Below are 21,192 nucleotides of genomic sequence, written 5' to 3' on the forward strand. Positions count from 1 at the left end.
AAACAAACTTCCACAAAAATGAAATAAATGTTTCAATGTTGTCGTGTTTTAAAAAAATTAACCTAAATTTGGACTCTGTGGTGAGGTAGATCGTGGATCTTGGAATTGTTGGAATTATTCTCTCATTGTTGATGCTGATGTACTTAGCCTACCGAGGTATGTCGGTGATCTGGTTGGCTCCGATCCTTGCTCTTTTTGCGGCTGTATTTTCAGCGGGAACCCCTTTAATGGCCAGTTACACCGAAGTCTTTATGTTGAGTGCGGCGAATTACGTAAAGCTGTATTTCCCGGCATTTTTATTAGGTGCCGTGTTTGGCAAAATTATGGACGTTTCGGGTGCAGCAAAAACGATTGCTCAAGTGATTACTGCCAAAGTAGGAACAAATAATGCAATTTTAGCGGTGGTTCTTGCCGTTTCGGTGCTGACCTATGGCGGCGTGTCTATGTTTGTCGTGGTTTTTGCTGTTTACCCCATTGCAGCACAAATATTTCTAGAAAGTGATGTTCCTAAACGATTAATTCCGGGAACTATAGCGTTAGGTTCGTTCACCTTTACCATGACTGCGTTGCCGGGATCGCCTCAAATTCAAAACACGATTGCGATGCCTTTTTTCGGCACCACGGCTTATGCTGGCCCGATGCTCGGGCTAATTGGGGCAATTGTGATGTTTGGGCTCGGTATGTTATGGCTAAAGAGACGAGAAACGGTTGCGAGAGCAAATGGTGAAGGTTATGGACACTCTATCGGCCCCATCGCTACTGAGAGTGATGAGCCTGATCATTTACCTTCTCCGATACTAGCGTTTATCCCGATTATTATCGTGCTTACGCTTAATTTTTTATTGGTGACTTTTTATTATCCCAATATAGAAGCGAGTTATTTGTCTGACTATGATTCAACCTTACAAAAAGTGAAGGGAATGTGGAGCCTGATTATCGCTTTAACTACGGCGATAATTGTGGCTTTAGTTCTTTTTCGAAAGCACATTGCTCACGCACGGAACGCGATCAACGAAGGCGGAGAAAGTGCCATTATGCCCATCATGAATACCGCAGCTGCTGTTGGTTTTGGCAACGTGATCAAATCATTATCTTCTTTTGATGTAATTAAAGAGATGATTCTTTCCATTCCCGGCTCTCCATTAGTGTCATTTGCGATGTCCACCAGTTTATTGGCTGGAATTACCGGTTCGGCATCAGGTGGGCTAAGCATTGCTTTGGATGCACTCGGTGATATTTATATTCAGCAAGCAGCAAACTTAGGCATCAGTTTAGAGGCATTGCATCGAATTGCTTCAATCGCATGTGGTGGTTTGGATTCTTTACCACACAACGGGGCGGTCATTACTTTGCTTAGTATTTGTGGCATGACACATCGAGATTCTTATAAAGATATTTTTGTATGTACATTAGCGATTCCGATGATTGCCACCGCTGTGGTGGTCATCTTCGCCACCTTTGGCGTGGTGTAACAAACCGATCATTTAAGGTCAACAGACCCTAGCGATAGTGCGTAAATCACCGTCTAGGAGTATGCCGTCACACAACTCGGAGGAACAAGGCATGTTTAATGAAGAGCAACGATTCGAACACCCTATTCGTTGGGGGATGGTTGGAGGAGGACGTGGTAGCCAAATTGGATATTCACATCGAAGCGCGGCGATGCGAGATGGTCTATTTACTTTAGTCGCTGGTGCTTTCGACTTAGACGCTCAGCGTTGTCAAGATTTTGGGGGAAATCTTGGCTTAGATCCTGAGCGGTGTTATCCCTCATATTCCGTGTTATTTGAGCAAGAAGCGAAACGAGAAGATGGTATTCAAGCTGTTTCTATAGCGACACCTAACTCAACTCATTACGAAATTTGTAAAGCGGCATTACAAGCGGGTTTACATGTCGTGTGTGAAAAGCCAATCACCTTTACTAGTCAAGAAGCGCAGGAGTTGAAAGCTATTGCCGAAGCAAAAAATCGAATATTAGGTGTGATGTATGGCTACACTGGTTTTCCTATGGTTCATCAAGCCCGAGCGATGATCGAACGAGGCGATTTAGGTGAGATTCGGGTGGTGACCATGCAGTTTGCTCATGGTTTTCATAACATTGAGCATGAAAAAAATAATCCAGGTTTAAAGTGGCGTGTGAGTCCCGAAGTCTCTGGGCCAACCTATGTAATTGGCGATATTGGTACCCATGCATTTTATTTATGTGAAATGATGACCGGACTTAGCGTCAAGCGCCTCTCTTGCATGCGTCAAAGCTTCATCCCATCTCGTGCACCTTTGGAAGATAATGCGCATGTGATGATGGAATTCGACGGTGGTGCGGTTGGTACGCTTTGGGCTTCAGCGGTGAATGCAGGATCGATGCATCAACAAAAAATTCGAATTGTCGGCCAAAAAGCCTCGATAGAGTGGTGGGATGAACACCCAAACCAATTGCGTTATGAGGTTCAGGGAGAACCGGTGCGGATTTTAGAGCGAGATATGGATTACTTATATAAAGAGGTGGCAGGGGTTGCTGCTAACCGAATTGGTGGGGGGCATGCAGAAGGTTACTTCGAATCATGGGCTAACCTTTATCATCGTTTTGCTTTAGTGATGAATGCTGTTGATCGTGATGATCCGCAAACGGCTCAAGCAATTTGGTATCCCGGAATTGAAGCGGGAATCAATGGAGTTAGGTTTTGTGAAACATGTGTAGAATCGGCCGACAATCATTCGATTTGGGTTGACGTTGATTGATCATCCTTAACGGGTAAGCCTATGGTGAACATGGGCTTACTTTCCTAACCGTTCTCAACCCAGATGCTGAACCTCTGGGTAGTTAACCGTCTCTAAGATCATTGTTGGGGTAAATTCACAAAACAAAGCGTTTAACGTTCAAGATTCGTGTGGTTTTTAACATCCTCTTATATAATATTCAAATAGATGCCTAAATTTACTGATAAGTTATCGGGTGAGTTAACAGCGACAGGAAGAGTGATGTTATTTATCAAAGATTTTTATCATGCTTTATTACATGCAGTAAAAAATTTACTCCCCATCGTGGCTGTTGTCCTATTTTTTCAATTGGTTATTTTACATCAAGTCCCGGAAAACGTTGCTTCGATGGCTTTTGGACTGCTTATCGTGGCAATAGGGGTTGCGTTATTCCTACAAGGTTTGGAGTTAAGCATATTTCCTGTCGGTAAAAGCCTTGCCAATCAATTTGCGCGTCGCGGTTCGCTTTCTATTTTACTTGCTTTTGGGTTTGCAATGGGGTTCTCCGCCGTTGTTGCGGAACCCGCTCTTATTGCGGTGGCTGAGCAAGCGCAAACGATTAGTGACGGGCGGATTGACGGACTAACTTTGCGATTATTGGTGGCCAGTTCAGTTGGTTTAGTGATCTCGTTAGGCGTTTTTCGCACCATCATGGGGTATCCGTTACATTGGTTTATGATTATAGGTTACCTTTTAGTGGTGACTGTCACGTATTTTGCGCCTGAAGAAATCGTCGGATTAGCCTATGACTCCGGTGGTGTGACCACCAATATTGTTACTGTACCATTGATTGCGGCGATGGGAATTGGCCTAGCAAGTTCAATTCGTGGAAGAAATCCTCTTATTGACGGTTTTGGTTTAGTTGCTTTAGCCGTGATGGTGCCGATGATCAGCGTGCAACTCTATGGTATTTACGTATATTCACAACCTGATAGCTATTCTGTGTTACCCGTCTTGAGTCATCAATTAGAGACAAACTCACCATGGTTTACCCCGCTACTTGAATTAGCCAGTATGGTGAGGGATGTGCTTCCTATTATTATCACGATCCTTTTTTTCCAATATCTTATTTTACGCCGACGTTTGAGTCATCCTAAGCAAATTGTATTTGGTTTTTTATTAGTCATTATTGGTTTATATGCTTTTGTGGTTGGACTCAAGCTCGGGCTTTTCCCAATAGGGAGTTCCATGGCTGAACAATTAATCGGACGGGAACAATTATTCTACATTTATTTATTTGCATTCATGATTGGCTTTGCGACAACAATGGCCGAGCCTGCGTTATTGGCAGTTGGTCATCAGGCTGAAGAGGCGGCAGCTGGTAAAGTGAAGGGAAATACTATTCGTCTTTTGGTGGCCTTGGGAGTTGCATTGGGAATTGCGATTGGAGTTCATCGAATCATCATTGGCGGTTCAATGCATTATTTTATTATGGCAGGATATTCACTGGTTATTTTACTCACAATCTTTGCTCCACGATATATTATTGCGCTAGCTTATGATTTAGGAGGCGTTACGACTTCAGAGGTGACCGTGCCGCTCATTACCGCACTAGGAATCGGGCTGGCGACTCATATTGAGGGGCGTAATGTTTTGATTGATGGTTTTGGCCTTATTGCCTTTGCCTCTATTTTTCCGATCGTTACCGTGATGATGTATGCCATTATTACACATTGGTTTTTTCAATATTCAAAGGTGAAAGCATGAAGTTTTCCGTATTAGTTGCCATTGTTCCTGAAGAGTTGGAACAAGATGCTATCGATACTGCTCGTGATCAAGGCGCGGGAGGTATAACCGTTTTAGCGGGGCGAGGGATCAGTAATGAAACCCGAAAAACTTTTTTTGGTTTAACTTACGATGGTAGTCAATCGGTATTATTAATGGTGCTAGAAAAGTCCCTTTCTTTACAAATATTAAAATCGTTACAAGCCTTATTGCGGCCCAATGAAGACGATTCTAAAGGTTTAGCATTTACGATTGGATTAGAACATTTAGCAGGGATTGATCTCAATCAATTGGATAAATTTGAACAGCAGCTGTTCCAACAGCAATTAAAAGAGACATTATAAGGAAAATAGCCATGTTAGTGAAAGATGTAATGGTTCGTGATGTGGTGACGATTTCACCCTTTGCCAAGTTACGAGAAGCGATGAGTTTAATGAAGAAACATCAACTTAAATCGCTAGTGGTGGAGCAGCAAAATGCCAGCGATGCTTTTGGTTTAATTACTTATACCGATATTGTCAAAACAGTGATCTCTGAAGATGGTGATATTGATCTGTTAAATGTCTATGATGTGTGTGCTAAGCCAGCAATCTCTGTCGGAGAAAGTTTAGCGTTAAAGCATGTTGCGACGTTAATGGTACAACAACACATTAAGCGGCTATTAGTCCTTCATGATAACCAATTGCTTGGTTTTGTAACAATGGACGATATTATGGATGCGTTACTTTCTCGCATTGATTAACGGACAATACCCTTCCTACTTGAAGATACAGCGGTTGGCTACGTTCGTTCACCTCAATCGCATCGTTTGTCTATACTGATGGGAACTCACGTACTGCTAACCTGTCACTCCAAGTTGTTTGGGTCAATAGCGTTGTTTTCTTTCAAGGGGTTGAGAACTAAGCCCCTTGCAATACGGCATAAAGTTGAATGTATTTTCTTACTAACTGTTGATTTTTAGAACGTTTTAATGGGTGGCCAAACTTTACATAGCAAGGGCTGATATTAAATGTATTATCTACCGTTTGCATCAACTGCGAATCACTTTCGTATAGGGTAATACCTTGAGTATGGTAGTCATTGATTTCATCAGGCAACCGTCCTGTCCACCAGTGCAATAATTCCCGGCTTTTTTGACTACGGCTAATCCAATGATCCGTCAAAAGTAATAATAAATCATTCGGTTGAATCGCATAAGCATACTCTTGTTTCCATAAGCTGATGTCTTGAAGAAGCTTTTCTCTGCATGTTTTCCCAGCGCTAATCATATGGTGAGTAAGTATCCATACAGTGCCTTTATCACAGCTGACGCGAAAGTGATGGGGGTTCTCATGAACCGGAAAAAGATCAAGTGGGGCATATTCACATTGATGGCCAAATTCGGTCAGTGTGCGAGCTAAACGCCGAGCAAAAGCGAGGCCCAGGTGATGTTCACTCATTCCTTGGTTATGAATGGTCGGGTAGTGTTTTTCACACAGCTTCAGACAGTCGACTTGGAATTCATTAACACTTTGAGTCAGGATATCGAGTAGCAATTCAATCTTCTCCTTTGTACCACCAACTAAATTGTACCACCAACTAAATCTGGTGACTTATGGAAGGTCGATCTTCCCATCTGGTCACGTGTGGTTTGGGTATCCACCTTACTGAATCCTATCATAAACTTACGCGATATTTGTATTGCTTAATCGGCTTCGGGCGCTTTATCACGTTGAATTTTCATACATCAAAGTGATTCAATAGCTACATCCGTATTGACGAGTTCATTGGTTGAGACAAATCAAGCGCATTGGTGCTTGTTATAATTTGTTACAAACTAGAATCATCTCTCTACGCTAAACGCCAATTTATCTAGGCCTAATGACTCATTAAGCCTAAATTTATGATTTATTTGGTTATTTTATCGTGATAGCGATCTTAAATTAAAAACGCTCTCAATGAATGACTTGTGGTTCAAATAATTTGAACATCACCATCAATCCGTTGGTATATTTATCATGCATGAAATGTTAAATAATCTGTTGCTAATATGTATATACTGATGTTGGCACTGATTTTACAACGAGAAATAAAATGAATAGTCAAGTAACTCATTACCACCGAGCGATACAAGTGATCCATTGGTTATCGGCTTTAACTGTGATTGGTCTGTTTGCCGTCGGGCTATGGATGGTCGATCTCTCTTATTATAGTGAGTGGTATCGTACAGCACCTTATTGGCATAAGTCGATTGGCCTTTTATTGGCCGCAGTGACTCTCTTACGTATTATCTTACTATTTGTGACAACGTCACCAAAAGTTGAAGGGAACGGGCTAGAAAAGTTGGCAGCAAAATTTATGCACCTTCTACTTTACGTTAATTTAGCGATCTTATTTACTTCCGGTTACTTGATTTCTACTGCCGATGGTCGAGGAATTGATGTCTTTAACTGGTTTACATTACCCAGTGTAGGGGCTTTGTTTAATCAACAATCAGATATTGCAGGCACCGTACACTTCTATGCAGCTTGGACACTAATCGTGATGGCATTTTTGCATGGTTTGGCGGCTTTAAAACATCACTTTATCAATAAAGATAATACGTTACGTAAAATGATAGGAGCATCAAAATGAAAAAAACGTTACTGGCATCAGGGTTGGCAATGGCAATGGCTTTCCCATTTGGTGCAAGTGCTGCCGATTATGTGATTGATACTAAAGGGGCTCATGCATCGATAAACTTTAAAGTGAGTCATTTAGGATACAGTTTTATTAAAGGACGTTTTAATACGTTTAGCGGGGAGTTTTCTTATGATGAAAATGATATTTCAGCCTCAAAAGTAAGCGTTACCGTTGATACAACTAGTCTTGATTCTAACCATGCCGAGCGTGATAAACACATTCGCAGTGCTGATTTTTTAAACACGTCAAAGTTCTCAAATGCTACCTTTGTCAGTACACAAGTCATTGATCAAGGGCAAGGACATTTAGCAATACAAGGTAATTTAACCTTACACGGCAAAACACAGCCAATCACTATCGATGCTCAATTGATTGGTGCTGGTGCTGATCCATGGGGAGGAGAACGTGCTGGGTTTGTTGGTGCTACCCGTTTAGAGCTGAAAGATTTCGATATTACTGTGATGGGGCCATCGAGCTATGTTGATATGGAACTGCATGTTGAAGGCATCAAAAAGTAATTTTTTTGATGATTAATGTGTTTATTAAACAAAGTCCCCTTCTGATCAAAGGGGACTTTTACTTTCTGTATTAACTCATCAATGAGTTGCTACTATTATTATGCGCGAGCTAGCTCTTGCTCTTGTTGTTCGTTAACAACCGCTAAACGTTCACCATAAATTGGACGAAGTGCAGCAAGAACGTCATTTCGTGCTAGCATCCCGACAAATTGACCATTTTCTAATACAGGAAGAACATGGGGCTTACTGACTTTCATGCTTTTCGCTCGTTCTTCGACAGATAATGCATTAAAGCGAGTCGCGATGCCCATATTCGTTGTAGGGAAGAGTTGTTCTTTATCAATACATAAAAACTCGGTAACATCAACGAGCGAATCATTGGCATCAATCGCAATAACATCACGGGTCATCAGATCAACCACTTTTTGTTCTTCATTCGGCAAGTAGTCTTGACACCATAAATCAACCATTACATCGTGAGCAGAGAACATGCCCACCAAACGGCCTTGAATATCTACCACAGGAGCTGCTGTTAGGTGGTTATCAACCAATGCATCGATAGCGAGAGCAATCGGCATCTCAGCATTAAGAGTTATCGGTTGGGTGTTCATCATATCTTTCACAATTATTGAGTTTTTCATGGTGGTTTCCTTAACTGACTGTATTGGAGTGGTTTCGGTGATGGTAGTGATCTGTGCTTCTTTTAGGTAAGGGCGGCGGTAAATTGACCAGTTCGTCAATCCAACGAGAACCGCTCCACCGACAATATTTCCTAACGTGACGGGAATTAAGTTTGCTGTGATAAAGCGTGTGATATTTAAATCTGCATATTGTGAGGCTGTCACTCCGATTTGTTGCCAAAAACTATCTGGTGCAAAGTGATGGATAACAATACCAAGCGGCACCATAAACATGTTGGCGACGCAGTGTTCAAATCCACTTGAAACAAACATTGCAACAGGTAAAACGGTCATAGCTGCTTTTGTCATGGCGTTTGCTGAACTAAAGGTTAACCAAATCGCCAAACAAACGAGTAAGTTACATAACACCCCAAGTGAAAATGCTTGAATGGGTGTGTGATGCAGTTTGTGCTGTGCAATGTTGAGAGCATTAAGCCCCCATTGACCATGATCTAGTTGGTACATCCCTGCGGCTGAAACCAACAACAGCAAAAACATTGCTCCAAGAAAATTACCGACATAAACCTTGCCCCAAATAGACAGCATTTTGCCAAAGCTGATCTGCTTGTTCGCCCAAGAAATGCTAGAAAGGACAGAACTAGTAAACAGTTCACCGCCACAGATAACAATAAGAATTAACCCCATGCTGAAAGCGATGCCTCCTGCGAGTCGGCTTAACCCCCATCCAGTGTTATCACTTCCGGTTGTTACAGTAATATAAAATAGAAAAGCAAGCCCAATGAATGCTCCAGCCATTATTGCTAAGCTCAGTATCATGCCGCTGGTTTTCTTGGCTTTACTCAGGGCAAATTTTTCAGCTTCTGCCATCATTTCATGGGGCGAAAAATAGAGTTGATTTTCAGAGTTCGCTGCTGACATTTTCGCTCCTCAGACTTAGATACATAAATAACTCCTGACTAAATTAAACAACACCTTGTGGGTTGCTTCACCGTTAGATTAGAGAGCGAAAGGAAGAAGGTAAAATTGATAATTCTTTAAAACCTCATCAATTATATTGATATAGTAAAAGCAAGCAGTAGAATGACACTCGTGGCCCAGTGAATTGGGGTTGGTATAAATCGTTCCATAGGATAGATTGTGCGATATTCATTAAAACAATTGGCCGTCTTTGATGCTGTGGCAGACTTCGGCAGTGTGAGCGCGGCAGCTGAACAGCTAGCTTTAACCCAGTCTGCAACAAGTATGTCTTTAGCACAGTTAGAAAAAATGTTGGGACGCCCGCTCTTTGAGCGTCAAGGAAAACAAATGGCATTGACCCATTGGGGAATGTGGTTACGTCCAAAAGCTAAACGTTTGCTACAAGATGCTCAGCAAATTGAAATGGGCTTTTATGATCAGCATTTGTTAAGTGGCGAAATTCGATTGGGTGCAAGCCAAACTCCAGCGGAACATTTAGTGCCTGACCTTATCAGTATTATTGATAGTGATTTTCCGGAGATTCGCATTGAACTGGGGGTTCGAAGTACCCAAAGTGTGATCGAGGGAATATTAGATTATAAGTACGACTTAGGCATCATTGAAGGGCGTTGCGATGATAATCGAATTCATCAAGAAGTGTGGTGTCGGGATCATTTATGTGTGGTTGCTTCTGCACATCATCCATTCGCTAAACGAGAAGTGGTTAGCTTAGCTCAGCTAGAACAAGCTAAGTGGGTGCTTCGAGAGCAAGGGTCTGGAACTCGTGGCATTTTTGACAGTGCAATCCATAAGTTAATCGCTGATTTGGATGTTTGGCGTGAATACGAGCATGTTCCTGTCTTACGTAGTTTAGTGGCTAATGGCTCTTATTTGACTTGCCTGCCTTATTTAGATGTTGAGCGTTTCATTCAAAGTGGTCAATTGGTTGCGCTTAATGTCCCACAATTAAGTATGGAGCGTACGCTTTCGTTTATCTGGCGAGCCGAGATGGCTGAAAATCCACTAGCTGAATGTATTCGACGTGAAGGCTTGCGAATGATGAAAGGCAAGCCCTATGTGCTATGATATCACCATCTGTTGATTTATCGATTGCATCACTATTTTTTGTATATCATATAAATTGTTGCACAAAAAATGTGATTTAAATCGCTTGTTGTTTTGCCGCATCGCTTTACTATTCTCTCATTGTCGGTTGTCACATCATTAATGTGTCAACCGCGTTTTATTTAAGGGAGAAGTTATGAATGCGCTTTTTGCTATATCGTTAACGACCGGCATCTTATCCGGTATTTGGGGTTGGATCGCTATCTCCTTTGGCCTACTTTCTTGGGCTGGCTTTTTGGGTTGTACCAGCTATTTTGCGACTCCGCATGCTGGGCTCAAAGGGTTGGCACAAAGTCTATGCTGTAATTTGAGCGGTGTCTTTTGGGCATGGGTGATGATGTTACTCTCTCAGTTTATGACATGGGAGATCATCGGTTATGTCATCACCGCTTTTGCAGCTTTCATGATGTGCATTCAAGCTAAAAATACTTTACTCGCTTACATTCCTGGTACTTTTATTGGTTGTTGTGCTACGTTTGCTGCAGATGGAAACATAGCACTTGTTATCCCTTCTTTGTTATTAGGTGGCGTGTTTGGTTATACCATGAAAGCGAGCGGAGAGTGGCTGCATAAGAGAAGTGAAGAAAGAAAAGAATCAGAGCATGGGTTAACGTTACGCTGTAATAAAAAAGCAGTTACCCCTCAGTAAAGCGTTCTTCATAAAAGTAAGGCTGGTCAGTAAGAGCAAAACGTACCCTAGAGAAAAGCATTATCACTAATATTGATCGGGCGGTTTATCCCCTTTGTAAATGGTGATTAACACAGGGAATAAACTTATACCCAAACAACTTGGAGTTGCAGGTAGGCGGCAAGTGAGTGAATCCCCATGACCATAGACAGGCTATGCGATTGGGGTGAAAGAACGTAGCCAACACCCCTGCAGCTTCAAGTAGGAAGGGTATATTCATTTTGGTTATATATTTCCGTTTGCCAGTGTGACCACTCTTTTTAGCGTCCAACGCAAGAGTAGGGGAATCGACTCGACACCGTTTTCTTCACAATGAGAAACAATGGCCAGGGCAAGATCGGGTTTGGCATGCTTTTTAAGCACCTTATTAACGACTTTTTTTGCCGGTATAGGGTGTTCGTGTGGGATTTTAACCATATCTTTGAAAAAGAACTCAAAACCATGGGAATACAAAAAGTGCTCAATATCACGATCGGGCAATTCAGTAAGACGATGTCGAGCTTGTTCATGTTCTAGCATGTTGAGTACTGTTGCTGCGTATTTTTTACCCGCAGGATCACCATCGGTCACCACATGCCATTCAATAGCAAAAGCTTTTGCAACTTTGATTAACGATTTCAACCCTGATTGTGCAAACTCGATAATCTGTACTCCTTCCGCAGCTAGGTTATAACCACATTGTCTGGCTAACTCACTGAATAGCCAAACTTCTGTTTCTCCTTCAACCAATAACCAACAGCGAGCAAAAAGAGCGCCCGGACGATGAAAGCGAATATGAAAACCAATGCGGCGTAACTCATCACGCCCTAGTCCTCGGCTTGGCATACTTGTCGCGACAACCTTATCTGACGTTCTCACTAAACGTCGAATCGAATGTAGTGGTACCGAGGCGAGTAAATCACCACTATTGGTGGTTAGGATTTTTTGCATAGGAAGTAAATCAAGCAAATTCCAGGCTCGAGCAAGATGCGTCGGGTGTAAACGCCCTTCAGGATCTTCAATAATCAGTATGGGTCGCGCATAGCGTCGTAGATCATTGGGCCCTTTGGCTTGTAAATAAGCATTGAGTAACCCCATCAGTAACAGTCGGGTTTGGCGATTTTTGGTATCATCAACCACTTGCGACAAACTTTTATCATACCCAGGAGGGCCATAAACCAAGCTTTCTCTTTCTCGACGTGGGTTTTTACGCTTTTGATCTTTAAATGAAAAATAATGCTCTATTAATGCCTGCATTGAATTTAAGCTACTGCGCATTTCGCCTTTATTCACATGACCTGGGATAGCCATTAAACGACGACACGTATTATTGATCCGTTTCTCTATGCGTGCATTTTTGCCATTCCCTTCTATAAAAGGTCGATCAAATTGGCGCGAATCTCGTAACCGAATAACCGGATGCAAACTCATTAATGATTGAGCTAATTGCTCACTATCATGAACTGCAATAGTATGCCCTTCTAAATCCAAGAAGGCGTAGTGGGTGGAGATATCATATTGTATGCGTGAGGCATTAACACGGTAAATAATGCGATGGCAGCCATGTTCATCCTGACGCCATACTGGTTTTAATTTCCGATAGCGACCCGCACGATGCTCGTGTTTGTCGGAGGCAATAAAGCTAAGAATAATCTGGATATCTTGAGTTTGTGGATGAGAGAGAGCATAGTCTACGTGAAAGTCTTGCAATTCGAACTGATAAGGCTTTCCATCCGGCGGCAGTATGACGGATAACGCATCCAGTAACGAAGACTTTCCCCATGTATTTTCTCCGATTAATGTGGTGAGTTCATCAAAGGTTAGCGATAAGCGACGAATGCCTCGAAATCCTGATATTTCAATACGTTCTAAATGCATAAAGTGAGTTCCTCTTGCTCAACGTTCTCGACAGCTTGCGTTGAGTTTTTGTTAAGCATAAAGGAAAATGTGTGAATAAACAGACGCTCAAGTCATTAAACTGCCCAGTACTTCACAGAACCTTCATGTTTCAGAATGATTGAAGGCCTTAAGCTTTATATTTTTTCCATGGTCTTGCAAAAATATTTCATAAAAGTCACGACTTTGTCATGATTTTTAAGCTAGGATGGAGGGGAAAGAGAAGAGAAAATATTATGAAAAGAATAAAAGACATGACATCGATTACTCTGGCTCATATCAATGACACCCATTCTTATTTTGAGCCAACCTCACTACAACTATCTTTAAACATTGATCAACAAACTTTAACCCCATTTGTCAGTGCGGGTGGCTTTGCTCGTATTGCGACCCGAATTCATCAGCTTAAAGCCGATGCTCAGCGTATGAAGCGTGGCTTTATTTTTGTCCATGCGGGTGACTGCTTCCAAGGTACTTTATATTTTTCTTTATTTAAAGGTCAGGCTAATGCTGAGATGCTCAATGCGTTAGGTATTGACGCCATGACACTTGGTAATCATGAATTAGATATGGGAAATGAGCCCGTTGCGCAGTTTGCTAAACGTATACAATTTCCGTTATTAGCGGGTAATTGGGATTTGTCCAAAGAGCGGCAAGATAAACAACATCGTCTATCTAACAATTCGCAGGTGTATGCTTTTGATTCACAACGACAGTGTGCTCGTTGGATGGTAAAAGAGGTTGATGGCAGTCAAGTGGCCATTTTTGGTTTATCACTGGATAAGATGGAAGATATCGCCAACCCTGATGGGGATACTCCATTTGTGTCATCGTTGACAACCGCAAGTAAAACCGTTGAAGCTATACATCATTCAGGAATTAATAAAATCATTCTTGTCAGTCACTTGGGATATGAAGCTGACAAAGAACTGGCGGCTAAGATTGACGGCATCAGTGTCATCGTTGGTGGACATAGCCATATATTACAAGGTGACTTTAGTGCACTTGGACTTTCCCAAGAAGAATCTTATGGGCAATTTATTAATGGAACTTATGTCGTTCAAGCTGGGCTTTATGCATTAGCATTAGGGCATTGTCACATTGATTTCGATAAAAATGGCCGAGTTGTCAATTTTACGGGTCGCAATGAATTGCTGTTAGGACGCCGTCTTTTTCTTGATGCCAGTATGAATGAAGCGGGGTGCGATACAACCCACCTTGATGCGTGTGAGTTTGTCAATAATCATCCTCATGTCGTAGTCTGCAAAAAAGATCCAGATGTCCATGGTATTTTACAAAACAAATACATACCCAAAGTCCGTGAGTTACAACATCAAATCATTGCCCATGCATCAGAAAAACTACGCCATGTACGCATCCCGGATGAAGAAGGCCCAAGCCAAGTTGCTCCTTTAGTTGCCAAAGCTTTTGCTTATGCAATGGAAAAGCGAGGCTACCGAGTTCAGTTTGCCATTCATAATGCCGGTGGGGTGAGAACCTCCATTTTGCCGGGTGAAGTTTCTGTGGCCGATATTGCCGGCCAACTATTACCATTTGCCGTTCCGGTTGGTGTCTATAAAATATCCGGAGATGCACTTGCTCGAACATTAGAAGGCGCAATCAATAATGCTTTCAATAATGGTGTAGAAGGAACGGGATCGGGTAGTTACCCTTATACGCATAACCTTTCTTTCGAATACCAAGCGAATAATCCTATTGGCCAAAGAATTCAAAATCTATCCATTTTTATCGATGGAGAGTGGTATTCGGTTAATCCAAACGGGGAGTATTACGGTACTTCATCCGCCTACACCATGAAAGGCAAAGAAGGTTACCATGCTTTGACTGAAATGAAAGGTGAGGGGAAAGTGACCAATGTGTCTATGGCTGATGCTTTTATTGAATTATTAACCGATAAACCTTACTTATTAAGTCAAACTGCGCAAACTAATGTTTCCAACCAATCAAATTAATTTGTTGGTCCACTTTTTGCTCTCTTTTCATACGATGACAGTGAACAGAGGCCGGTTATGTGGAATTATTGGAGTGACATATTAGCGATTGTAGCTTGGATTAGTGTGTGGGTCGGATTGGTTTATTTTTTACCTTTAAATTAAATTATGTGGTTGTCGCTAGACGAGATAAAACAACCATAGTAAAGTAGCGCTGTTTGGGGAGTAGTCGCCATCATGTTGTTTACTTGTCGTCATCCCGTTAAGCGTTAAGCTTATCCGGCAAGTATAAATAGGTTGCAGCCTAACCTATTTCGACGAGACCAACGCATCCATGCTGTTTTATACAGTATAACTTGGTATGCGGAAGGTTTCGTTTTGCTCTCTAAAACGTTTTTCCTTCCGCTCGTGGAGGAAACATGTCCCTAATGACTTATCTAAGCTTTATGCTTCTTACCATCACATTGGTTGCGCTAGATATTTGGCAAACTCGTGATAATAAAATTTCTTTGCAGCGTGCATTAAGTTGGAGCTTGTTTTGGATTCTGCTTGCCTTTATTTTTGCGGCAATCATTTTCCTATTTTGGGAGGTTTATTTACCGAATAGTGATTATAGTGCCTCACAGGCGTCGCTAGCCTTTTTAACTGGTTACCTACTAGAAAAATCACTCAGCATCGATAATTTATTCGTGTTTGCTATTATCTTTCATCAATACTCGGTTCCCGCTTCATGTCGACCAAGAGCGCTCTTATATGGTGTGATTGGAGCTTTAATTTTACGAGGTATTATGATTGTGATTGGCGCGCAACTATTGAGTCAATACCATTGGATTTTATATGTATTTGCTGTGTTCTTAATTTGGACAGGGGTTCAATTAGCAAGAGAAAAACAACACAGTGAACTCAATCCACTTCCTGAACGCGTGATGAGACGCTGCTTTAATGTAACGCAAGATTATTCTGGGCATGCATTATTGATTCGTCAACAGCAAGGTTGGTGGGTAACGCCCATGTTTATTGTTGTTGGTATGATTGCTTGCATGGATATTATGTTCGCGCTAGATTCAATTCCAGCTATCTTTGCGGTAACACGAGAGCCCTTTTTGGTGTTAGCAGCAAACGTTTTTGCCTTGTTAGGGCTGCGCTCGTTGTATTTTGTGCTGGAAGGAATGATGAATAAATTTATCTATTTAAAACCGGCACTCGCATTTATTATGTTATTTATTGGTATAAAAATGTTATTAGTTGGCTCGCCGTGGGAGATACCAACCCCAATTTCTTTATTGGTTTTATTGGTAACGATGTTGATTGCGATTGTGGCTTCATGGTTCAAAGGCCACTCAGACAAACTGAATAGTGCGATCAAAGTCGAAAAATAGCCTTTGCATTAAATGTTAAATAAAATAAACAGAAATGCAACCGGTGAGTTTTTATGCAAGAAGTGTGACGGTTTATGATTAGTTAATTGCAGCGAATGCGCGATTACTCATTCAATTGTTAACCATATGTTTTATTAGTTTTATTTATGCAAAAGTCCAAATTTTGTCATTTTATAAATCACAGGGTATTGCTTAAGATCTGTTCATATAAGTTACCGGCTTATCAAGAGAGGCTTCTATGGCACAAGCAATACGTTTCGGTACCGTTCCAGTACCTACCTCTATGGATAAAAAAACCTATTCGGTTAACTTCAAAGGATTGATGGCTCATTTAGTTGATATTCTTTTTGTCGAATCGACTTCGGCACATCGTTATCATGCCGGAGAATTATCTGATCACATACAACGAGATATTGGTTTAATGCGCTAACTAAAAAGCCGACAATTTGTCGGCTTTTTGTTTTTTCTGCTGCCAAATTATTTTTTACGGCAGTATTCTGCAATAATGAACATGGTTTGTCCATTTACCTTTCCTTGAATGTGCTTGGGATCATCCGTTAAGGCAATACCGCGAACAGCGGTACCTTGTTTAATTACCATGCTTGACCCCTTAACTGGGAGATCTTTGATTACCGTCACATCGTCTCCTTTTTTCAGCTCAACACCATTAACATCACGCGGTTTTTCTTCGTCATCGTTCATACCGATTTCAGCCCATTTCTGGACTTCCTCTTCCATGTACATCATATCTAGCAAGTCTTGTCCCCAACCTTTTGCCGCAGACAGACGTTTTAGTTGACGCCAAGCAAGGACTTGAACGGCTGGAACTTGATTCCACATACTGTCATTAAGGCAGCGCCAGTGGTTGATGTCGGCAGATTCTGGCTCTTCAATTTGGTCTTTACAAGTTGCACAAAGCATTACTGCATGGTCAACTGTCACTTGAGTGTGTGGTGCAACCACATAAGGAGAAAGCGCTGACTCTGAAGAGCAGAGTTCACATTTTGATTCACAGCGTTCGAGTAAAGTAGCTTCAGTAGACATTGTTCCCACCTTGTAAAATTAATTTGTGGGTATTATCCACTTTATGCACAAAATTTAAAGAGATATCCTATGGTTAATCATAGTTAATGCTCTATTTTGAGCATTTAAGGGCAATTTGGTGCGGAAAGTAAATAATTTAGCAAACTTTACTCTTGCTATTCCCAAATCACTTGGAGTGAACCAACATGGTTAATGGTGGCAAGTGAGTTTATCCTCACGAGCATAGACCGGCGATGCCATTCGGGTAAACGAATGCCGTCAACACTGTTGCATCTTTAAAGTCAGCAGGAGATATTATACCAATCTGTGAGATCATGGGCTTCAACACCTACCTTTTAGCGTTTTGTAATGAGCAACCCCAAGTAGTTTGGGTATATAATCAGGCTGTTTATACTTTGAAAATATTAGGATACGCATGGCCATCTGGAAAAGACCCATCAGTTTAGCTGACTTAAATGCCACATCAAAAAATACGCTGATAGAACACCTCAATATTATTTATACCGATGTTACTGAGAATACCCTTAGTGCCACTATGCCTGTCTGTTCTTTTACTCACCAACCCTTAGGCATGCTGCATGGTGGCGCTTCTGTCGTCTTGGCGGAAACCTTAGGCTCATTAGCCGCCAACTTTTGTGTTGATGACTCCCGTTATTGTGTAGGACTCGATATTAATGCCAATCATATCCGAGCAATGCGTGAAGGGATGGTGATTGGCACAGCAAGTCCAGTTCACTTGGGCATCTCAACGCAAGTCTGGCAAATTGAAATAACGGATGAAAAAGAACGGCTTGTTTGTACTAGCCGTTTAACCATGGCTGTAAAACAGGCGAAATACCCTCGTTCAACATGTCATGAGTCTTAGCGTATGGTTATTGAATTAAAAAGCGGAAAAATCATCGTGACAGCTCATGAAATTTTAATTCGTTTAGAAGGCGCGTCTCGTATTACCTTACATGCTGTTCGTGATGCGGTGAGTTTAATATCAGAGGCAAATATGGTTGTCGCGCACGGTAGTGAAACTAAATGGTCGATTAAACTCGATAATGCCCAACAACTACAAACCCTTGCTCAAGTTTTAGGGTGTGATATCGCTTAAATATCCTGATTCGTGACTTGCGAAAAGCATCATAAATAGGGAAACTGGAATAGTTTTTTATTATGGTAAGTTTCCCCTTTATGAGTAGTCCTCGATTGCGTGTTCAGTTTGAGACTCTTTTTGAACATTTTAATGGTCAAAATACAGAGACTCAGTTGGAAGACCTAACAGATATCCTCTTTTGTACTCGACGTAATGCCCGTATTGTTCTCAATAAAATGGAAGATGAAGGTTGGATAGAATGGCATCCGGCTGCCGGGCGCGGAAAATTATCACAACTGATTTTTAAACGAAGTAGAACCGATGTCAGTGAAAATTTAGCCCGTCGATATTTACAAGAAGGGAAAATTGGTCAAGCATTGTCGGTTCTTGATCAGGATGCGGCAAAATTAACTCAGGTGATCCAGAGTTATCTTGGTGTTCAACACCAAGAAGGGCGGCAAGTGGTACGCCTTCCTTATTATCGACCACTGTCCATGCTCAATCCAACCAAACCGATGCGGCGTTCAGAGCTTCACATTGTAAGACAAATCTACAGTGGGCTCACTCGTTTAGATGAAGAAGAACAATTACAAGCGGATTTAGCCCATCATTGGCAAGCGCTGAGTCCTTCACACTGGCGATTTTACTTACGTCCCGGTGTTCGTTTTCATAACGGTGAACCATTAACCACCGAAGGCGTGGTGCAGAGTTTATGGCAGCTTCGGTTCGTCAATTTATTTTCCCATATCGAGCAAGTGACATCACCTGAAGCTTGGGTGGTCGATGTGATACTCACCAAACCAGATTATCATTTGCCTTTATTACTTGCAGAATCTTGCGCCAAAATTTTATTACCGAAAGTGCTGCGCTCAGACGATTTTGATTTAATGCCAATAGGAACCGGACCTTATAAAGTCATAATTAACGATGAAAAACGTTTAATACTACAAGCGTTTGATGGTTACTTTGGTTTTCGCCCTTTACTGGATCGGGTGGAAGTGTGGGTTATTGATGAAGTGCATTCAACGATGGTATTTCCAAGTTTGACACACCCGATAAAAAGTCAGCGAGGCTCTTTTACTGAAGATGTTGAGTTGGATCCCGGTTGTACCTATTTACTTCTGAATCGTCGTAAAGGTTTAGCCGCCAATATACACTGGGCGAATTATTTTCAAAAAAAACTGAATTCGTTGAATTTATTTCGCTTATTACCAGAGGAAAAAGTTATCGAATTGGGTGTTTTGCCCGCATATGGCTTAAAGCCAGGATGGTATCATCAAACCCCCAATAATAGCGCGATTTCACCACCAGAACAGCGTACAGTAACGATTGCGTATCATGCTAAACACCCGATGTTTCCAACTTTAGCAAAAGTCATTCAACAGATTTTAAAAACCGATAATATTGATGTGAATTTCATAAAATATGAGCTTACGGTTGAAGCCATTGATCAGGTCGATATTTGGATTAAAGCGATGGGGATAGCGAACCACCGAGACGATGCATTAGCTGGCTGGCTACTCAATTATTCTGATATAGAACATATGAGCCAAAGTGATGATTTTAACCAATGGTCTAAACTGGTTGATCAATGGCGGGCTCAAGAGGGAGAGAGCTTCCCTGCGAAAACACTGGGAAAATCATTAATTGAGAAACAACAGATTATCCCAATGTTTCACTGTTGGTTGGGCGTGAGCAAAGATCAATGTGGTTCATTACAAAACGCTAAATGTAATGCCTTAGGATGGTTTGATTTTAGCCAAGTCTGGGTAAAACCTGATATTCTTTCCGAATAACAGCAAAATATAATTAAAAATATCAACAAATTGGAGGCACTTATTGTCGTAGGCAATGGGTGATTCGATAGAAGTGAGGAGAGGCGTTTTGCAAAGTCCAATTACACTAGAAGCCTTACATATTCTTGATGCGATTGATCGGCGAGGAAGTTTTGCTGCGGCAGCCAATGAGCTAAATCGAGCGCCAAGCTCGTTAAGTTATCAAATTCAAAAATTGGAACAAGATCTTGATATTATGATCTTTGATCGTTCTGGTCATAAGGCAAACTTCACGGAAGCGGGAGTATTGATTCTTGAGCGAGGCAGAATGATGCTTGCCGCCGCAGAAAAATTGGTCAATGATGCGACGCTCTTGGCGCATGGGTGGGAGCTCGATATTACGTTGGCCTTTGATGGTCTTATTCCGATTACCCATTTTTTCCCTTTAGTTGAAGCGCTTGGCAACGTGAGTAAAACACGTATCCGCTTACAAGAAGAAATTTTGGCCGGTTGTTGGGAAGCGCTAGCAACGGATCGAGCGGATCTCCTTATTTGTCCCAAAATCGACGTGCTGCCTCACGATGTAAAGGCTGAGCCGCTTGGTAAAATGACGCTAGTTTGGGTCGCGGCTAATAAACACTACGTTCATAAGCGTCGAGGGGTATTTGATGATGCAGCACGGCAAAAATATCGAATTATAGCCATTGCTGATACAGCAAGAGAGCAGCCAGCCATAAGTGTCAATATTCTTGAAAAACAACCTCGTTTAACGGTGACTAATTTTAATGCTAAATGTCAGGCATTGATCGATGGGCTTGGGATTGGTACCTTGCCTTTAATGGTCGCTGAAGACTTGATTGCCAACGGACAACTAAAAATTATTGAAGGCAGTCAAGATAAGTGCATCGATATTATTTTGGCTTGGCGGCGGAATAAAATTGGTGAGGCAAAATCATGGTGTATACAGTACCTTAAAAAAAATTGGCCGAAAAATCATGGATAGTGTGCTTGTCT

General features: G+C 41.6%; 20 protein-coding genes and 1 pseudogene. 17 read left to right on the forward strand and 4 right to left on the reverse strand.

What is annotated here, in order from left to right; translation table 11 throughout:
- Positions 1 to 92 precede the first annotated feature (92 nt).
- The 6 genes and pseudogenes from CAG57_RS10280 to CAG57_RS10300 all read left to right on the forward strand — a co-directional run bounded on the left by CAG57_RS10280 (position 93) and on the right by CAG57_RS10300 (position 5,224).
- A complete protein-coding gene (locus tag CAG57_RS10280; protein ID WP_161433996.1) occupies positions 93 to 1,472 on the forward strand; it encodes a GntT/GntP/DsdX family permease in 1,380 nt (459 codons plus the stop codon).
- Between the two features lie 91 nt (positions 1,473 to 1,563).
- Positions 1,564 to 2,739, forward strand: coding sequence for a Gfo/Idh/MocA family protein (locus CAG57_RS10285; protein ID WP_161427208.1), 1,176 nt, complete (start codon positions 1,564 to 1,566; stop codon positions 2,737 to 2,739).
- 240 nt (positions 2,740 to 2,979) lie between these two features.
- A pseudogene (locus CAG57_RS16135) lies at positions 2,980 to 3,675 on the forward strand (DUF1538 domain-containing protein); the annotation flags it as partial.
- Between the two features lie 96 nt (positions 3,676 to 3,771).
- Positions 3,772 to 4,464 (forward strand): DUF1538 domain-containing protein, encoded by a 693-nt coding sequence (locus tag CAG57_RS16140; protein ID WP_237665841.1) that lies wholly within the window; start codon positions 3,772 to 3,774, stop codon positions 4,462 to 4,464.
- Positions 4,461 to 4,826, forward strand: coding sequence for a transcriptional regulator (locus CAG57_RS10295; RefSeq protein ID WP_099611250.1), 366 nt, complete (start codon positions 4,461 to 4,463; stop codon positions 4,824 to 4,826). The genes CAG57_RS16140 and CAG57_RS10295 overlap by 4 nt, the downstream gene beginning before the upstream one ends.
- Positions 4,827 to 4,837: 11 nt before the next feature.
- Positions 4,838 to 5,224: a CBS domain-containing protein gene (locus CAG57_RS10300; protein WP_099611249.1), complete on the forward strand. Its 387-nt coding sequence runs from the start codon at positions 4,838 to 4,840 to the stop codon at positions 5,222 to 5,224.
- 157 nt (positions 5,225 to 5,381) lie between these two features.
- Here the strand turns inward: CAG57_RS10300 and CAG57_RS10305 are convergent, their stop codons facing one another.
- Positions 5,382 to 6,017, reverse strand: coding sequence for a hypothetical protein (locus tag CAG57_RS10305; protein WP_161431173.1), 636 nt, complete (start codon positions 6,015 to 6,017; stop codon positions 5,382 to 5,384).
- Positions 6,018 to 6,555: 538 nt separating this feature from the next.
- Between CAG57_RS10305 and CAG57_RS10310 the strand changes: the two genes are divergently transcribed.
- A complete protein-coding gene (locus CAG57_RS10310) occupies positions 6,556 to 7,095 on the forward strand; it encodes a cytochrome b (protein WP_161433997.1) in 540 nt (179 codons plus the stop codon).
- Entirely contained in the window at positions 7,092 to 7,661 is a 570-nt protein-coding gene (locus tag CAG57_RS10315; RefSeq protein ID WP_099611247.1) for a YceI family protein, read from the forward strand. Before CAG57_RS10310 ends, CAG57_RS10315 begins: the two co-directional genes overlap by 4 nt.
- Before the next feature lie 98 nt (positions 7,662 to 7,759).
- Here CAG57_RS10315 and focA read toward each other — a convergent pair whose 3' ends face one another.
- Positions 7,760 to 9,220, reverse strand: a complete 1,461-nt coding sequence (gene focA / locus CAG57_RS10320; protein ID WP_099611246.1) for a formate transporter FocA — start codon at positions 9,218 to 9,220, stop codon at positions 7,760 to 7,762.
- A 219-nt stretch (positions 9,221 to 9,439) separates the two neighbouring features.
- Here focA and CAG57_RS10325 point away from each other — a divergent pair, with 219 nt between their 5' ends.
- On the forward strand, positions 9,440 to 10,345 hold the full coding sequence (locus CAG57_RS10325; protein WP_099611245.1) for a LysR substrate-binding domain-containing protein: 906 nt from the start codon (positions 9,440 to 9,442) through the stop codon (positions 10,343 to 10,345).
- A gap of 175 nt (positions 10,346 to 10,520) precedes the next feature.
- Complete coding sequence (locus tag CAG57_RS10330; RefSeq protein WP_161428250.1) at positions 10,521 to 11,033, forward strand: DUF1097 domain-containing protein; 513 nt, start codon at positions 10,521 to 10,523, stop codon at positions 11,031 to 11,033.
- A 264-nt stretch (positions 11,034 to 11,297) separates the two neighbouring features.
- On the opposite strand, the gene CAG57_RS10335 is transcribed toward CAG57_RS10330, so the two are convergent.
- On the reverse strand, positions 11,298 to 12,929 hold the full coding sequence (locus CAG57_RS10335; RefSeq protein ID WP_099611243.1) for an ATP-dependent endonuclease: 1,632 nt from the start codon (positions 12,927 to 12,929) through the stop codon (positions 11,298 to 11,300).
- A 254-nt stretch (positions 12,930 to 13,183) separates the two neighbouring features.
- Here CAG57_RS10335 and CAG57_RS10340 point away from each other — a divergent pair, with 254 nt between their 5' ends.
- The 3 genes from CAG57_RS10340 to CAG57_RS10350 all read left to right on the forward strand — a co-directional run bounded on the left by CAG57_RS10340 (position 13,184) and on the right by CAG57_RS10350 (position 16,708).
- The gene (locus tag CAG57_RS10340; protein ID WP_161427591.1) at positions 13,184 to 14,920 is read left to right on the forward strand and encodes a bifunctional metallophosphatase/5'-nucleotidase; all 1,737 of its coding nucleotides are present in this window, start codon (positions 13,184 to 13,186) and stop codon (positions 14,918 to 14,920) included.
- A 398-nt stretch (positions 14,921 to 15,318) separates the two neighbouring features.
- Entirely contained in the window at positions 15,319 to 16,278 is a 960-nt protein-coding gene (locus CAG57_RS10345; protein ID WP_099611241.1) for a TerC/Alx family metal homeostasis membrane protein, read from the forward strand.
- 238 nt (positions 16,279 to 16,516) lie between these two features.
- Positions 16,517 to 16,708: a hypothetical protein gene (locus CAG57_RS10350; protein WP_099611240.1), complete on the forward strand. Its 192-nt coding sequence runs from the start codon at positions 16,517 to 16,519 to the stop codon at positions 16,706 to 16,708.
- A gap of 47 nt (positions 16,709 to 16,755) precedes the next feature.
- Here CAG57_RS10350 and CAG57_RS10355 read toward each other — a convergent pair whose 3' ends face one another.
- Positions 16,756 to 17,322 carry a PhnA domain-containing protein gene (locus CAG57_RS10355; protein ID WP_161427283.1) on the reverse strand — a complete coding sequence of 189 codons (567 nt, stop codon included), beginning with the start codon at positions 17,320 to 17,322 and terminating at the stop codon, positions 16,756 to 16,758.
- 415 nt (positions 17,323 to 17,737) lie between these two features.
- On the opposite strand from CAG57_RS10355, the gene CAG57_RS10360 reads away from it, so the two are divergent.
- The 4 genes from CAG57_RS10360 (at position 17,738) to CAG57_RS10375 (ending at position 21,181) form a co-directional block, all read left to right on the forward strand.
- Positions 17,738 to 18,187, forward strand: coding sequence for a hotdog fold thioesterase (locus CAG57_RS10360; protein WP_161427282.1), 450 nt, complete (start codon positions 17,738 to 17,740; stop codon positions 18,185 to 18,187).
- Between the two features lie 3 nt (positions 18,188 to 18,190).
- Complete coding sequence (locus CAG57_RS10365; RefSeq protein ID WP_099611237.1) at positions 18,191 to 18,421, forward strand: DUF3389 family protein; 231 nt, start codon at positions 18,191 to 18,193, stop codon at positions 18,419 to 18,421.
- Between the two features lie 80 nt (positions 18,422 to 18,501).
- The gene (locus CAG57_RS10370) at positions 18,502 to 20,199 is read left to right on the forward strand and encodes an SgrR family transcriptional regulator (protein WP_099611236.1); all 1,698 of its coding nucleotides are present in this window, start codon (positions 18,502 to 18,504) and stop codon (positions 20,197 to 20,199) included.
- 88 nt (positions 20,200 to 20,287) lie between these two features.
- Positions 20,288 to 21,181 carry a LysR family transcriptional regulator gene (locus tag CAG57_RS10375; RefSeq protein WP_161455683.1) on the forward strand — a complete coding sequence of 298 codons (894 nt, stop codon included), beginning with the start codon at positions 20,288 to 20,290 and terminating at the stop codon, positions 21,179 to 21,181.
- Positions 21,182 to 21,192 lie beyond the last annotated feature (11 nt).

The organism is Vibrio sp. V30_P3S12P165 (genome assembly GCF_009904905.1).
GTDB lineage: Bacteria > Pseudomonadota > Gammaproteobacteria > Enterobacterales > Vibrionaceae > Vibrio > Vibrio fujianensis.

Excerpts from the sequence above, each read along its gene's own strand:
- CAG57_RS10285 (WP_161427208.1), top strand. The coding sequence starts at position 1,564 with ATGTTTAATGAAGAGCAACGATTCGAACACCCTATTCGTTGGGGGATG.
- CAG57_RS16140 (WP_237665841.1), top strand. The coding sequence starts at position 3,772 with ATGGTGAGGGATGTGCTTCCTATTATTATCACGATCCTTTTTTTCCAA.
- CAG57_RS10295 (WP_099611250.1), top strand. The coding sequence starts at position 4,461 with ATGAAGTTTTCCGTATTAGTTGCCATTGTTCCTGAAGAGTTGGAACAA.
- CAG57_RS10300 (WP_099611249.1), top strand. The coding sequence starts at position 4,838 with ATGTTAGTGAAAGATGTAATGGTTCGTGATGTGGTGACGATTTCACCC.
- CAG57_RS10310 (WP_161433997.1), top strand. The coding sequence starts at position 6,556 with ATGAATAGTCAAGTAACTCATTACCACCGAGCGATACAAGTGATCCAT.
- CAG57_RS10315 (WP_099611247.1), top strand. The coding sequence starts at position 7,092 with ATGAAAAAAACGTTACTGGCATCAGGGTTGGCAATGGCAATGGCTTTC.
- focA (WP_099611246.1), bottom strand. The coding sequence starts at position 9,220 with ATGTCAGCAGCGAACTCTGAAAATCAACTCTATTTTTCGCCCCATGAA.
- CAG57_RS10330 (WP_161428250.1), top strand. The coding sequence starts at position 10,521 with ATGAATGCGCTTTTTGCTATATCGTTAACGACCGGCATCTTATCCGGT.
- CAG57_RS10335 (WP_099611243.1), bottom strand. The coding sequence starts at position 12,929 with ATGCATTTAGAACGTATTGAAATATCAGGATTTCGAGGCATTCGTCGC.
- CAG57_RS10340 (WP_161427591.1), top strand. The coding sequence starts at position 13,184 with ATGAAAAGAATAAAAGACATGACATCGATTACTCTGGCTCATATCAAT.
- CAG57_RS10345 (WP_099611241.1), top strand. The coding sequence starts at position 15,319 with ATGTCCCTAATGACTTATCTAAGCTTTATGCTTCTTACCATCACATTG.
- CAG57_RS10350 (WP_099611240.1), top strand. The coding sequence starts at position 16,517 with ATGGCACAAGCAATACGTTTCGGTACCGTTCCAGTACCTACCTCTATG.
- CAG57_RS10355 (WP_161427283.1), bottom strand. The coding sequence starts at position 17,322 with ATGTCTACTGAAGCTACTTTACTCGAACGCTGTGAATCAAAATGTGAA.
- CAG57_RS10360 (WP_161427282.1), top strand. The coding sequence starts at position 17,738 with ATGGCCATCTGGAAAAGACCCATCAGTTTAGCTGACTTAAATGCCACA.
- CAG57_RS10365 (WP_099611237.1), top strand. The coding sequence starts at position 18,191 with ATGGTTATTGAATTAAAAAGCGGAAAAATCATCGTGACAGCTCATGAA.
- CAG57_RS10370 (WP_099611236.1), top strand. The coding sequence starts at position 18,502 with ATGAGTAGTCCTCGATTGCGTGTTCAGTTTGAGACTCTTTTTGAACAT.